13 protein-coding genes are annotated in these 13,688 nt (G+C 67.7%); 8 read left to right on the top strand and 5 right to left on the bottom strand.

What is annotated here, in order from left to right:
• Nucleotides 1-101: 101 nt before the first annotated feature.
• The 6 genes from IPG63_10025 (at nucleotide 102) to IPG63_10000 (ending at nucleotide 8,029) form a co-directional block, all read left to right on the top strand.
• A complete protein-coding gene (locus tag IPG63_10025; GenBank protein MBK6727580.1) occupies nucleotides 102-1,019 on the top strand; it encodes a branched-chain amino acid transaminase in 918 nt (305 codons plus the stop codon).
• Between the two features lie 167 nt (nucleotides 1,020-1,186).
• The gene (locus IPG63_10020; protein ID MBK6727579.1) at nucleotides 1,187-2,917 is read left to right on the top strand and encodes a tail fiber domain-containing protein; all 1,731 of its coding nucleotides are present in this window, start codon (nucleotides 1,187-1,189) and stop codon (nucleotides 2,915-2,917) included.
• Between the two features lie 104 nt (nucleotides 2,918-3,021).
• Complete coding sequence (locus tag IPG63_10015) at nucleotides 3,022-4,509, top strand: hypothetical protein (GenBank protein MBK6727578.1); 1,488 nt, start codon at nucleotides 3,022-3,024, stop codon at nucleotides 4,507-4,509.
• 1 nt (nucleotide 4,510) lies between these two features.
• Complete coding sequence (locus IPG63_10010) at nucleotides 4,511-4,786, top strand: hypothetical protein (GenBank protein ID MBK6727577.1); 276 nt, start codon at nucleotides 4,511-4,513, stop codon at nucleotides 4,784-4,786.
• 31 nt (nucleotides 4,787-4,817) lie between these two features.
• A complete protein-coding gene (locus IPG63_10005; protein MBK6727576.1) occupies nucleotides 4,818-6,620 on the top strand; it encodes a tail fiber domain-containing protein in 1,803 nt (600 codons plus the stop codon).
• 212 nt (nucleotides 6,621-6,832) lie between these two features.
• Nucleotides 6,833-8,029, top strand: a complete 1,197-nt coding sequence (locus tag IPG63_10000; GenBank protein MBK6727575.1) for a PD40 domain-containing protein — start codon at nucleotides 6,833-6,835, stop codon at nucleotides 8,027-8,029.
• Between the two features lie 25 nt (nucleotides 8,030-8,054).
• On the opposite strand, the gene IPG63_09995 is transcribed toward IPG63_10000, so the two are convergent.
• Entirely contained in the window at nucleotides 8,055-8,546 is a 492-nt protein-coding gene (locus IPG63_09995; protein ID MBK6727574.1) for a hypothetical protein, read from the bottom strand.
• A gap of 153 nt (nucleotides 8,547-8,699) precedes the next feature.
• On the opposite strand from IPG63_09995, the gene IPG63_09990 reads away from it, so the two are divergent.
• Together IPG63_09990 and IPG63_09985 are read left to right on the top strand one after the other, a co-directional pair.
• Complete coding sequence (locus IPG63_09990) at nucleotides 8,700-9,005, top strand: hypothetical protein (GenBank protein ID MBK6727573.1); 306 nt, start codon at nucleotides 8,700-8,702, stop codon at nucleotides 9,003-9,005.
• 2 nt (nucleotides 9,006-9,007) lie between these two features.
• Nucleotides 9,008-9,952 (top strand): collagen-like protein, encoded by a 945-nt coding sequence (locus IPG63_09985; protein ID MBK6727572.1) that lies wholly within the window; start codon nucleotides 9,008-9,010, stop codon nucleotides 9,950-9,952.
• A 17-nt stretch (nucleotides 9,953-9,969) separates the two neighbouring features.
• Here the strand turns inward: IPG63_09985 and IPG63_09980 are convergent, their stop codons facing one another.
• The 4 genes from IPG63_09980 to IPG63_09965 form a co-directional block, all read right to left on the bottom strand.
• On the bottom strand, nucleotides 9,970-11,262 hold the full coding sequence (locus tag IPG63_09980) for a HAMP domain-containing histidine kinase (GenBank protein ID MBK6727571.1): 1,293 nt from the start codon (nucleotides 11,260-11,262) through the stop codon (nucleotides 9,970-9,972).
• Nucleotides 11,240-11,932 carry a response regulator transcription factor gene (locus IPG63_09975; protein MBK6727570.1) on the bottom strand — a complete coding sequence of 231 codons (693 nt, stop codon included), beginning with the start codon at nucleotides 11,930-11,932 and terminating at the stop codon, nucleotides 11,240-11,242. Before IPG63_09975 ends, IPG63_09980 begins: the two co-directional genes overlap by 23 nt.
• A 187-nt stretch (nucleotides 11,933-12,119) precedes the next feature.
• Nucleotides 12,120-13,100 carry a 30S ribosomal protein S6--L-glutamate ligase gene (gene rimK, locus IPG63_09970; protein MBK6727569.1) on the bottom strand — a complete coding sequence of 327 codons (981 nt, stop codon included), beginning with the start codon at nucleotides 13,098-13,100 and terminating at the stop codon, nucleotides 12,120-12,122.
• Nucleotides 13,097-13,549: an ATP-dependent zinc protease gene (locus IPG63_09965; protein ID MBK6727568.1), complete on the bottom strand. Its 453-nt coding sequence runs from the start codon at nucleotides 13,547-13,549 to the stop codon at nucleotides 13,097-13,099. The genes rimK and IPG63_09965 overlap by 4 nt, the downstream gene beginning before the upstream one ends.
• Nucleotides 13,550-13,688: the final 139 nt, after the last annotated feature.

The following is a 13,688-nucleotide window of genomic DNA, read 5'->3' as shown; positions in this document are numbered from 1 at the left end:
AGAACGAGGGAGACGCAGCCTATCCCGCACACCGCTAACAGCCCGTTAGCGCGCCCCGCAGCTGCCGCTAAACTGCCGGACCCTCGACGCGGAGCACGACCATGGCCATGCAGTATCCCGAGCAGATCTGGTTCAACGGCAAGATCATGCGTTGGCGCGACGCCACCGTGCATGTGATGGCGCACGCGATCCACTACGGATCCTCGGTGTTCGAGGGCATTCGCGCCTACGACACGCCGAAGGGTCCCGCAGTGTTCCGCCTGACCGATCACATGAAGCGCCTGTACCAGTCAGCGAAGATCTACGACCTGCCGATTCCGTACACGCTGGAGGAACTGATCCAGGGTACGCGCGACGTGATCAAGGCGAATGGCCTTGGCAAGTGCTACATCCGACCGGTCGCGTTCCGCGGGCTCGGCGGCTTCGGGCTCTCGGCCGACTGCCCGACCGATGTCGCGATCGGCGCCTGGCCGATGGGCGAGTACCTCGGCCACGCAGTCACCGAGACCGGCATCGACGCGATGGTGTCGAGCTGGCAACGCTTCGCTCCCAACACCATCCCGGCCGGCGCCAAGGCCGGCGGCAATTACCTGAGTGGCCAGCTGATCGCGCGCGAAGCCCGGCGGCTCGGTTTCGGCGAGGGCATCGCACTCGCCAGCACCGGCCTGCTCTCGGAGGGCGCCGGCGAGAACCTGTTCCTGGTGATGAATGGCGAACTGCACACCACGCCGGTGTCGGCTGCGCTGCTCAACGGCATTACCCGCAACACCATCATCAGCCTCGCGAAGAGCGCAGGCATCCCCGTGGTCGAACGCGACCTGCCGCGCGAATACCTGTACCTGTGCGATGAACTGTTCATGTGCGGCACCGCGGCCGAGATCACGCCGATCAAGAGCGTGGACGGCAAGCCGGTTGGATGCGGTGAACGCGGCCCGATCACCGCGCAGATCCAGAAGCGCTACTTCGGCCTGGTCGGCGGCACCGAGCCAGACCCGAACGGCTGGCGCGAAATGGTGTGATCGCGCGCGGCGAGCGCCGTGCTTGATCTGGATCATGGACACGGGGCGCGGTGCAGGGCCAGCGTCGGCCCCGATCGTGGCAGTTCGTAACGGCCCGCGGCATCCCGATGCACGCTCCCGGGCGGCGCCACGAGCGTTCGTGAGCCACCGCCCGCCGGAGTGCCGCCATGCACCGATTCATCCGCGCCTTTTCCCCACTGCTGCTGCTCTCGGGCTCGATCCACGCCGCCGAATTCGTATACCTCGGCCAGATCGATGACCGCGGCACACCCGCAAACGGCCGCTATGACCTGCGCATCGCCGCGTTCGGCGACGAAAAATCCGCTGCCGAGCTGATGGCGCCGATCACATTCGGCGCGATCGAGGTGAAGGACGGCCGCTTCGAACTGCGCTTCGACGCCGCGCTCGTCAGCGCGCGCGAGACCTGGCTCGAAGTCGCGGTACGCGATGCCGGCGCCGGAGATTTCGCGACCATTCCGGGCCGCAGCAAGGCGATCCGTGCACCACTGATCGGCGCCTGCTGGAGCAGCACCGGCGATGCGGGAACCACGGGGAGCAACTTCCTCGGCACCACCGACGCGCAACCGCTGGTGCTGCGCACCGCCAACGTGCAGAGCCTGCGCATCGAACCTTCCGCGCAAACCTTCGGCGGCAGTCCAATCACCGCCAACGTGATCTCCGGCAGCAGCGTGAATGGCGTGACCGCCGGCGTGCGCGGCGCGACCATCGCCGGCGGCGGTATACCCACCGGAGACAGCGACCCGGCGATGATCTTCGAGGACCCGAATCGGGTCACCGACAGCTACGGCGCCATCGGTGGTGGCTGGGGCAACCGCACGGGCAACGACGACGGTGACCCGCTATCGCACGTTGCCGACACCGTCGCCGGCGGCGTCGCCAATGTCGCATCGGGCAGCACCACCAGCGTCGGCGGCGGGCTGCGCAATACCGCGAGCGGGTGGTACGGCACGGTGGCCGGCGGCGTGACCAACACTGCAAGCGGGACATCAAGCAGCGTCGCCGGCGGCGACGGCAACTGCGCGGGCGGTGATTACTCATTCGCCGGCGGGCGCTACGCCAAGGCACGTCCGGGCTCCGATTCCGGCCCGGACGGATACGGTTGCGCCGGAATCCCGAGATCCGGCGACGCCAACGGCGATGCCGGCACCTTCGTCTGGGGCGCGGGTACGGGCGCGGATTTCATCTCCACCGGCGACAACCAGTTCCTGGTCCGCGCCCAGGGCGGCATGGCATTGAACGCTCCGCCACCGCACGGCGACATCGAGCTGACCATCACCGCCGATGCCGATGGCGCCGACTACGCCAACCTCTGGCTGAAGCCGCGCGCGGCGAGCAATCGCGGCATCCTGCTGACCGCGGGCGACGGCAGCGGAGCCAACGACGCCGGCTTCTACATCGACCACTACAACGGCAGCACCATGAGCCGCCGCGTGGAACTGGCGAACAACGGCACGGTAACGGTTCGATCCAACATCACCGGGTCCGCCAGCGGCGTGGCCATGGCCGCCGGCGCCGGTTCCTGGAGTTCGCTCTCCGACCGCAGCGTGAAGACCGCGATCCGGCCGATCGATGCGCGCGCGGTTCTCGACCGCGTACTGGCGCTTCCGGTTACGAGCTGGAGCTACGCCGCGCAGGACGCGTCCATCCGCCACATCGGCCCGATGGCGCAGGACTTCCGGGCGCAGTTCGCGATCGGCGAGAACGACACGACGATCAGCAGCGTCGATGCCGACGGCGTCGCCCTGGCCGCGATCCAGGGCCTGAACGCCAAGCTCGAAACGGAGAACGCCGCCAAGGATGCGCAGATCACATCGCTGCGCGCGAGGTTGCAGGCGCTCGAATCCCGGCTCGACGCGCTTGCCGACAAGACGCACTGACCACAGGGCAACAGGAGAAACCCGATGTCGCCACTACTGAAAACCAGCTCCCTCGTGCTCGCGCTGCTCGCAGCACTGCTGCCGAAGACGCAAGCCGCCGATTCGTGTACGTCGGTCAACTCGATGACCGTGGCGCACCCGCGAATGGCCGTTACGACCTGCGCATCGCCGCCTTCGGCGACCAGAAATCGTCGTTCGCGGGAATGGCACCGATCGAGTTTCTCGCAGTCGAGGTCCGCGACGGTCGCTTCGAATTGCGCTTCGACGCCGCGCTCGCCAGCGCGCGCGAGACCTGGCTCGAAGTCGCGGTACGCGATGCCGGCGCCGGAGATTTCGCGACCATTCCGGGCCGCAGCAAGGCGATCCGTGCACCACTGATCGGCGCCTGCTGGAGCAGCACTGGCGACGCCGCGACCGATCCGTCGACGAATTTCCTCGGCACCACCGACGCGCAACCGTTGGTACTACGCACCGCCAACGTGCGCAGCCTGCGCATCGAGCCATCCGCGCAGACCTTCGGCGGCAGCCCGATCACCGCCAATGTCATTGCCGGATCGAGCGCCAACACAGTGACCGCCGGCGTGCGCGGCGCGACCATCGCCGGCGGCGGCGTACCCAGCGGCAACAGCGATCCCGACCTGGCCAGCGAAGCCCCCAACGCCGTGACCGACCACTACGGTACCGTGGGCGGTGGCTACGCCAACGTCGCCGGTGGTGGCTCGGGCACGCTGGTGGACCAGTCCTTCGCAACCGTCGGCGGCGGCTTGCTCAATCTCGCGCACGGCACTTCCAGCACCGTCGGCGGCGGAGATCTCAACACCGCCAATGGTTACTACGGCACCATCGCCGGCGGCAGCCAGAACTTCGCCCTGGGCCACTACAGCACCGTCGCGGGCGGCGGCGAAAATACCGCCGGCAGCGACTACGGCAGCGTCTCCGGCGGCCATGACAACTGCGCCGGCGGCACCGCTTCGTGGGCTGGCGGAAGCCATGCCAAGGTACGCCCGAGCATCCTGATCGGCGGGCTCGGCAGCAGTTGCGACGGCGTCCCGACCAACGGTCTGAATGGCGACGAAGGCACGTTCGTTTGGGCAGATCACCAGATCGGCGATCTCGTGTCCAACGGCACCAACCAGTTCCTGGTACGCGCGGCGGGTGGCCTATGGTTCGGCACGAGCAGCACGCCATCGATTCCCGCAGGACGCTTCCTCAACACATCGACCGGCGGCTATCTGAGCAGCAGCGGCGTGTGGACCGACTCCTCGTCGCGCACGCTCAAGACCGGATTCGCGGCGATCGATGCCGACCAGGTGCTGGACCGGGTGCTGGCACTGCCAATCGCCGAGTGGTCCTACCGAGCCGCACCGGACGTGCGCCACCTCGGCCCGGTGGCCGAGGACTTCCACACGGCGTTCGGACTCGGCGAAGGGGCGACGCACATCGCCAGCCTCGACACCGGCGGCGTCGCACTGGCGGCCATCCAGGGATTGAACGCGAAAGTCGAAGCCAAGGACTCCGAGATCGAGGCACTGCGCGGCGAGATCGCCGCGCTGCGAGCACTGGTTGAAGCCCGCCTGCACGGGGAGCACTGACATGACGCATCACCACCCCAGTCGCATCCTCGCCCTCACCGTGCTTGCCGCGATTCCGCTGCTCAGCCGCGCCACCGACGACAGTGCGCGCTTTCACGTGCGCGGCGAACTGAAGCCTGCGGCCACCAGCAGTGATGGCCGCTTCACGCTGCGTGCCGAGGCGCGCGTCACGCCAGCGGCCGAGTCGGCCGACGGCCGCTTCGCATTGAAATCGACCAACGCCAGCTGCAACCCGCTCGACTTCTCGATCTTCGCCGACGGCTTCGAGGGACCCTGAGCCACGACATCCGCCTGCCCGGAGAACTGCCATGAACCGCACCACGCTTTCGATCCTGCTGTTCGCTGTGTGCATGCCGACGCTGCCGGCACTGGCCAGTGAGTTCGTCTACCAAGGGCAACTCGACGACCGCGGCGCGCCCGCGAACGGTCGCTACGACTTTCGCATCGCCGCGCTCGGCGACGAGAAATCTGCTGCCGAACTGATGGCGCCGATCACATTCGGCGCGATCGAGGTGAAGGACGGCCGCTTCGAACTGCGCTTCGACGCCGCGCTCGCCAGCGCGCGCGAGACCTGGCTCGAAGTCGCGGTACGCGATGCCGGCGCCGGAGATTTCGCGGCCATTCCGGGCCGCAGCAAGGCGATCCGTGCACCGCTGATCGGCGCCTGCTGGAGCAGCACCGGCGATGGCGGAACCAGCCCGGCGACGAACTTCCTCGGCACCACCGATGCGCAACCGCTGGTACTGCGCACCGCCAACGTGCAGAGCCTGCGCATCGAACCCAGCGCGGATTTGTATGGCGGCAGCCCGATCACCGCAAATGTGATCGCCGGCAGCCGCGGCAACGCGGTGCAGCCCGGCGTCCGTGGCGCGACCATCGCAGGTGGTGGCGTGCCGCTTGGAGACAGTGATCCCACGTTTACCAACGACGACCCGAACTTCGTCGGCGACCACTACGGGACGGTAGGCGGCGGCTTTGCCAACGCGGCCGGTGACTACGTGGGCACGGTCGCCGACCGCGCCTTCGCCACCGTCGCCGGCGGCTACGTCAATGGCGCCCATGGCTACGCCAGCGCCGTGGGTGGCGGCGAACTGAACTTCGCCAGCGGCATGGATTCCACGGTCGCCGGCGGCGGCCTCAACACGGCCAGCCACCAATACAGCATGGTTGTGGGCGGCTACTTCAACTGCGCCGGTGGCGTTCGATCTTTCGCCGGCGGCACGTTCGCCAAGGTTCGCGTCGGCGCGCTCTCCGACTACGCCGGCTTCGGCTGCAGTACCGCCGCCGCCAGCGGCGACGACGATGGTGACGAGGGCTCGTTCGTCTGGGCTGATGCGGAGTGGGCCGACTTCTCCAGCAGTGGCCCCAACCAGTTCCTGGTGCGGGCGGCGGGCGGCGTCGGTATCAACAGCAACAACCTGCCCGCTGCCGTGGACCTGGCGCTGACCTCGCGCTCGGGTAACGCTGATCTGTGGATGCGTCCCGATGGCCAGCCGAATGGCATCAACCTGGCCGCCTTCGGCGATGCCAGCACCGCGGCGCTGTACATCGCCCGCTTCGATGGCAGCAATTACACCGACTACGCACTGTGGCAAACCGATGGACGCCTGCGCGTGTTCTTCGACAATCCGATCAAACCGACCTCGGGCGGTTGGGCGGCACCTTCGGACATGCGGCTGAAGCGCGACATCGAACCACTGAGCCACAGCCTCGACCGCCTGCTCGCGCTGCGCGGCGTGCGCTACGCATACCGCTCCGACGCACCCAATGGCTACTTCACGCCTGGCGTGCACGCCGGGTTCGTCGCCCAGGAAGTGGAAGCCGTCTTCCCGGAGTGGCTGAGCCGGGACGCTGATGGCTACCGGATGGTCGCGCCGCAAGGCTTCGAGGCCCTCGCCGTGGAAGCACTGCGCGAACTGCGCGACCGCGCCCTCAGCGCCGACGCCGCCCTGGCCGGGCGTATCGAAGCGCTGGAGCGCGAGAACGCTTCGCTCCACGCGGCGCTCTCGGAACTGGCTGCGGAGCAGGCGCGCGTCATCGCCGACCTGCGTGCCGAGCTGCACCCTGCCGCTGCGCCCGAACCTCTGGCAAACTCGAGTCGAGGCGACTGAAGCGGGTTTCCGCAGCGTTCGCCATCGCCTGGAGAATCGCCATGGAACAACTGCGTGCATCTTCCTCACGCCCGCAATGTGATCGCAGCGCACGCCGCTCGATGCCCTGGCTGCTGATGCTGCTCGGCGTCGGCGCGGCGAGCGCCGGCAATGACCGCGTCAGCGTCGCCTCTGATGGCAGTGAGGGCAACAACAACGCTGGGCAAGCGGCGATCTCCGCGAACGGCCGCTTCGTCGCGTTCGACTCGGCAGCCAGCAACCTGGTGGTCAGCGATCTGAACAAGTCCTGGGACGTGTTCGTGCACGACCGCCAGACCCACCAGACCACGCGCGTCTCCATCGCCAGCGATGGCCGCGAGGCCAACACCGACACCCGCAACCAGTCGGAACGCGCACCGGCGATCTCGGCCGACGGCCGCTACGTTGCGTTTCGCTCGTCCGCGGACAATCTGGTAGCCGCCGACACCAACAAGTCCTTCGATGTGTTCGTACACGACCGCCAGACCGCACAGACCACGCGCGTCAGCCTCGGCAGCGGCGGCATCGAGGGCGACGACCATTCCAGCTTCTTCTCCGACATCGCGATCTCGGCGGACGGCCGCTACGTGGCCTTCGAGAGCGGCGCGACCAACTGGATCGCCCCGGACACCAACGGCAACGACATCTACCGCCACGACCGCCAGACCGGGACCACGCTGCGCATCAGCGAATCCTCGACCGGCGTGCAGGCGAACCAGGGCTGCCTCGGCCCGGCGATGAGCGCGGACGGGCGCTACATCGCCTTCCGTTCCTATGCCGACAACCTGGTGACCGGCGACACCAACACGCTGCAGGACGTGTTTGTGCGCGACGTGCAAGCCGGCACCACGATCCGGGCCAGCATCGGCCAGGGCGGCGTCGAGGGCAACGACGACACCACAGACGATGTCGCGATCTCGGGCAACGGCCGCGTCGTTGCCTGGGTCAGCGGCGCCAGCAATCTGGTCGCGAACGACAACAACAACCGCGCCGACGTGTTCGTGCGCGACCTCGATGCCGGCACCACGACGCGCGTCAGCATCGATAGCGCCGGGGTCGAGGCCAACGACTTCACGGCACAACCGGCGCTGTCGTTCGATGGCCGCTTCGTCGCATTCTGGTCGCAGGCCAGCAACCTGGTCTCCGGCGACGGCAACGACTGGGACGTGTTCGTGCACGACCGCAGCACCGGCGTCACCCGTCTGATGTCGGTCGGCGTCGGCGGTGCCGGCGCCGGCGGCCTGGTGCCGACACTCAGCGGCGACGGCTTCTGGATCGCCTTCAGCTCGGACTCGACCAACCTGGTCGGCGACGACAGCAACCTCGCCACCGACGTCTTCGTCACCCCCGGCGTGCCGCAGCTGTTCTCCGACGGCTTCGAGGGGCCCTGAGCGACCGCGAGCCGCGCCTTGCGGCTCAGTGCCAGGTCCAGTCGTGCACCAGCTTGGCGACAACCACCCGGCGCTGCGCGTGATCGGCATGGACCTGCGCGAACTCGATCGCATCCGGCAACTTGCGGCGCCCACCGATGTGATCGTTGTGCTCGGACGGGTGCCCACCCGGCTCGCGCAGCACATGGAACAGGGCGATGAAATCGTCGCGCTGCACGCCGTCTTCGAAGCTCGGCAACTGCAGCACATGCGCCTTGCGCAGCTTCTTCTGCGCACCCGGCCGCGGATGCACGGCGCGCAGCTTCTGCAGAATCCAAAGTTGCGTATAGCCCATGCCGATGCGCTCGATCGGGTCGTGCTCGCGCTCGAAGCCGAGCGGCATCAGGTAGGACCAACGGCCCTCGTAGCGGTTGGTCATGTAGATGAAGACCTCCGGCACCGACGGCTCACCGGCGTCATCGAACGGCGTGCGTCGGGGCTGCAGCGCACCCGGATAGTCTTCCAGATAGATGCTCATGACCTGCCCCCCGTCCGGCTCGCCGTAGCGTAGCGCGCGGCATCCGCCGCGCCTGGGCACCGTTCCGCGATATGTCTGGCACCGTGGCGGGATCGTGCCCGCCGCTCCGTATCCGGAGTGAACGGCCCATTCCGGGCCGATCGGAGCCACTCCATGAACAGACCTTCCAACACCACGCCTGCGGCGCGAACGCGGCGGCGGCGATGGCCGCTGATCTGCGCGCTGGCCGCCGCCGGCACCGCGATGGCGGGCGGGCGATTCAGCGTCGACTCGCACACCGTCGATGGCGGTGGCAGCCACAGCCAGGGCGCCCGCTTCAGCGTCGAGGGCACGATTGGCCAGCCCGACGCCGGCCCGGCCCACACCGGCCCGCGCTTCTCGGTCAGCGGCGGATTCTGGCAAGCCACGACCGCGCCGCCGGTATCCAACCTCATTTTCAGCAACGGTTTCGAGGATTGACCATGAACAAGATGCTCGCAGTACTCGCGTTCCTCGCCCTGCCCCTGGGCAGCACTTCCGTCCGCGCCGAAGACGTCGGCGACGGCTTCACCTACCAGGGCCGCCTGCAAGACAACGGCACGCCGGCCAACGGCCTGTACGACCTGAGCTTCACCCTGCACGACGTACCCACGGGCATGGGGACCATCGTGCTCGATCCAGTGCAGTTCGAAGACGTCCCAGTCGAGGACGGCGTTTTCAGCGTCACGCTCGATTTCGGCGGCGGGCTGTTCGACGGCCAACGGCGCTGGCTTCAGATCAGCGTGCGCGAAGGCGCATCAATCGGCGCCTACGAAACCCTGGCCGGCCGCCAGGAACTGACCCCGGCGCCCTATGCCATGTACGCGCTCAGCGGCAATCCCGGGCCGGCAGGTCCTCAAGGCGACACCGGTCCGGCTGGCCCGCAGGGCGCGACTGGTCCCGCCGGTGCCACCGGGCCAACGGGTCCAGCCGGCGCTATCGGCCCGCAAGGCCCCAGCGGCGTGGTGTCGATCGCCACCATCGCTACCCAGGTCTGGCCCATCGCGGCAGGGGGCGGCAATGCGCCCTGGACATGGGCCCAAAGCCCTGGAAGCTTGGCGACCATGACGGTCACGGCCGGTCAGCGCATCACCGGCTCTGCGGTCGCGGTGTTCGGGCATGCGTCCAGCAATACCGTTCCGGTGAGCTTCAGCCTCTGCATCAGCTACGACAATGGCGTCACCCTCTATCCCTTTTACACCGCGACCTATCCCGACGGCACGGTCCTGGAGAGTCCGAAGAAGACAGCGCTCGCGGCGGCGGCGAGCGTGGTGGTTGCGTCCTCCGGCACCGTCAAGGTCGGCTATTGCGTCAAGAACAAGACCACGCTGAACATCACCCTTGGCAACAACGACTACGTCAACGGCTGGTTCATGGTCAGCAACTGAGCGTGCGGCCCGTGGCGTCAGCCGAAGCGCAAGGTGGCGACGGCACCGCGGGTTTCGCCCGGCGCCAGCGTCACCTGCCAGCCGTACAGATCGCACAGGCGGCGGACGATGGCGAGGCCGAGTCCGGCGCCCTTGCCGCCGGCGCCGTCGCCGCGCACGCCGCGCGTGAACAGGCGCTCGGCGTCCTTGGCGTCGATGCCCGGGCCTTCGTCCTCGACACGCACTTCGTTGCCATCCAGCACCACGCGGATCTCGCCCTGCGGGGTGTAGCGGATGGCGTTGCCGATCAGGTTCGACAGCGCCACCGCCAGCACCGCGGACGGCGCGTCGACACTGTTCGCGGCGTCTCCCGCCGCGGTGTGCACGATGCGCAGCTCGAGCGGTTTGCTGCCGATCTGCGCACGCTGGGTCTCGACCACCTGTTCGACCACGCCCGCAACGGCAGTGGACTCGGCGTGCGCCGGCGCCTGGCGCTCGTTGCGCGAGAGCAGCAACAGCGCCTCGATCAACTCGTTCGACTGGCGCGCGGCGCGGTCGATGCGCAACAGCCGCTGCCGCGTCTTTTCGGGCAGGTCGTTCTGCGACAGCAGCAGCTCGGCGGCACCGCGGATCACCGCGATCGGCGTGCGCAGTTCGTGCGAGACGTCGGCGTTGAACTCGCGGTCGCGGATCACCAGCTCGGTGAGCTTGCCGGCGTAGTCGTCGAGCGTCGCCGCCAGTTGGCCGACTTCGTCGTTGGCGAAATGCGGTGCCAGCTCGGCAACACCGCCGCTCTTGCCGAATTGGGCCAGGCGCTCGGCCAGGTCGGCGACCGGGCGCATCACCCGCGACGCCGACCAGAACGCGATCAGTGCGGAGAGCCCGGCAAACACCACGACCACCGCGACCAGCCCCCACAGCAAGCGGTTGCGCAGGCGCAGTTCGTGCGAGATGTCGTATTGCAGGAAGTACCAGGTGCCGCCGGTCTTGCGCACCGCCAGCTTGTAGGCCGCCGGCCCGCCGCTCTGGGTGTCGTCGGTGATGGTGTGCACGCCATCGGGCAGGTCGCGCCAGTTCATCGGCACGTTGGCGCGCTTGCGCTCGCTGAACGAGAAGCCTTCGATGCGCGAGAACGCCGGCTGCGCGTCCGGGTCGTTTTCCAGCGCACGCGCGTGGTTTTCCAGCTCGAAACTGAGCTGGCGGCCGATCAACTGGTCTTCGAGATAGCCACGCAGCAGCACCGCCGACAAGGCGAAGGCCGCAGTCAACAGGCTGCCGAACAGGAAGAACGACAGGATGATGCGGCTTCTAAGCCGGCGTCGATAACGCATCCGGATCGCTCAGGCTGTAACCGATGCCATGCCGGGTGTGGATCAGCGGCTTGCCGAACGGCTTGTCGATCGCCGCGCGCAAGCCGTGGATGTGCACGCGCAGCGAATCGCTGTCGGGCAGCTCTTCGCCCCACACGCGCAACTCGAGCTCGCGCCGCGTCACCACCGAGGGCGAGGATTCCATCAGGCACTGCAGCAGCTTGAGCCCGATCGGGTTCAGGTTGATCGCCTTGCCGGCACGCGCGATCTGCAGCGTGTCGAGGTTGTAGTTCAGATCGGACACGCTCAGCACGCGCGAACTCGGCGCGCGCCCGCGCTTGCCGAGCACGTTCAGGCGCGCCTCGATTTCCTGCAGCGCGAACGGTTTCACCATGTAGTCGTCGGCGCCGCTTTCGAAACCGGCGAGCTTCTGGTCGAGCGCGTCGCGCGCGGTCAGCATCAGCACCGGCGTATGCCGGTGCGACTCGGCACGCAGACGCTTGCACACCTGCAGCCCGTCCATGCCGGGCAGGGTCAGATCGAGCACGATCACGTCGAACGGTTCGCGCAACGCGAGGTTCAGGCCGCTGATGCCGTCACCAGCGAAGTCGACCACATGACCCTTGTCGGCGAGGAAGTCGCCCAGGTTGGCGGCAAGATCGGAATTGTCTTCGATGACCAGGATGTGCATGGGCGAAGCATAGGCTCGTGATGGCGGCGACCGGAAGGGCCAGCAAAGAAAAAGCCCGAGGAGGTTCTGAGAACCACCTCGGGCTCAAGCTATTGCCCCGATTACCGTAATCTGCTCGCCATCCGCTTGCAGGAGTGTGTGCAGGTCTTGGTGGGGAGATGCTAGGCGCTTGTGGATTAAATCGATGTTAAGCACGCGCACGCCGTTTTGCGGGCGCGGCTTTTGTCACCTTCTTCGGCTTCGCCACCTTGCCCGCCACCGCCGCACGACGACGCTGCACGCGCATCTCGTCCTGGCGCACGCGGCGCTCGAGGTAGGCGATGATGGCCCCGGCAACATCGACGCCGGTGGCGTGCTCGATGCCTTCGAGCCCAGGCGAGGAATTCACTTCCAGCACCAGCGGTCCGCGCTTCGAGCGCAACAAGTCGACGCCGGCGATGCCGAGGCCCATCACCGCAGCGGCGCGGATCGCGGCATCGGCCTCGGCCTCGCTGAGAATGGTCGCTTCGGCACTGCCGCCACGATGCAGATTGGAGCGGAACTCGCCGGCCTTGGCCTGACGTCGCATCGACGCGATGACCTTGCCGCCGACGACGAAGCAGCGTACGTCCGCGCCCTTCGACTCGGCGATGTACTCCTGCACCAGGAAGTTCGCGTAGAGGCCGCGGAAGGCCTCGATCACCGAGCGTGAACCGGTGATCTTCTCGGCCAGCACCACGCCCTGCCCCTGCGCGCCCTCGACCAGCTTGATCACGTGCGGCGGCTTGCCGAGCATCGCCAGCAAGTCAGTAGTGTCGTCGGGGTTGTCGCCGAACACCGTGCTCGGCAAGCCCAGGCCCTGCTGCGCCAGCAGCTGCAGGCAACGCAGCTTGTCGCGCGCGCGCAGCACCGGGTCGGACTTGTTCGGCGTGAACACGCCCATCATTTCGAACTGGCGCAGCACCGCGGTGCCATAACGCGTGATCGAAGCACCGATGCGCGGGATCACCGCGTCGAAGCGGCTCAGATCACGGCCCTTGTAGTGCATCTCGAAGCGGCCAGCGTCGATGCGCATGTAGCAGCGCAGCGGATCGAGCACGCGCACACTGTGGTGGCGCTCGCGCGCGGCCTCGACCAGGCGATGCGTCGAATACAGGCGGCTGTTGCGCGAAAGGATCGCGATCTTCATTCGGGCCCACCCTGTCTGCGTTTGTGGCGACGCGGCTTGTCGCCGAGCACGAACGAGCGCTCGGGATCGACGATGATGCGTCCGGCCATCGCGGTGCGACCGAGCAGCATCGGGAACATCATGCCATGGCGATTGGTCAGATTGGTTTCGATCTCGAACACCTCGGCGCCGATGCGCACGCGGGTACGGATGAAAGGCCGCAGCGCGCAGCTGCCGCCGGAATCGGTGACCTTGCGGCGGTCCGCGAGCGGCGCTTCGAACCAACGCGCGCGACGTCCACTCCGGGTGCTCGGGTCGAGCGCGAAGCGCACCCAGGCGACGCCTTCGCGCGCGAACTCCTCGATCGCCTCGACATGCAGACTCGACGAGCGCGCGCCGCTGTCGAGCTTGGCCTTGATCGCGCGCACGCCGAAGTCCGGCAAGGCCAGCCATTCGCGCCAACCGAGCATGCGGCGCAGGCGCGTGTTTGGCTCTGCACTGGGATCGGATGCTGCGGCAATGGACACTGCGCCGGCGCCTTGGACACGGGTCGGCACCTTCGCGCGCGCCGCGGCTGCCGTCAATCTCCACGGTGGATGACGCAGGTCA

The organism is Lysobacterales bacterium, assembly GCA_016703225.1.
Lineage (GTDB): Bacteria > Pseudomonadota > Gammaproteobacteria > Xanthomonadales > Ahniellaceae > JADKHK01.
The sequence above is the reverse complement of the archived record's forward strand: the minus strand, read 5'-3'. Positions and strand labels throughout refer to the sequence as shown.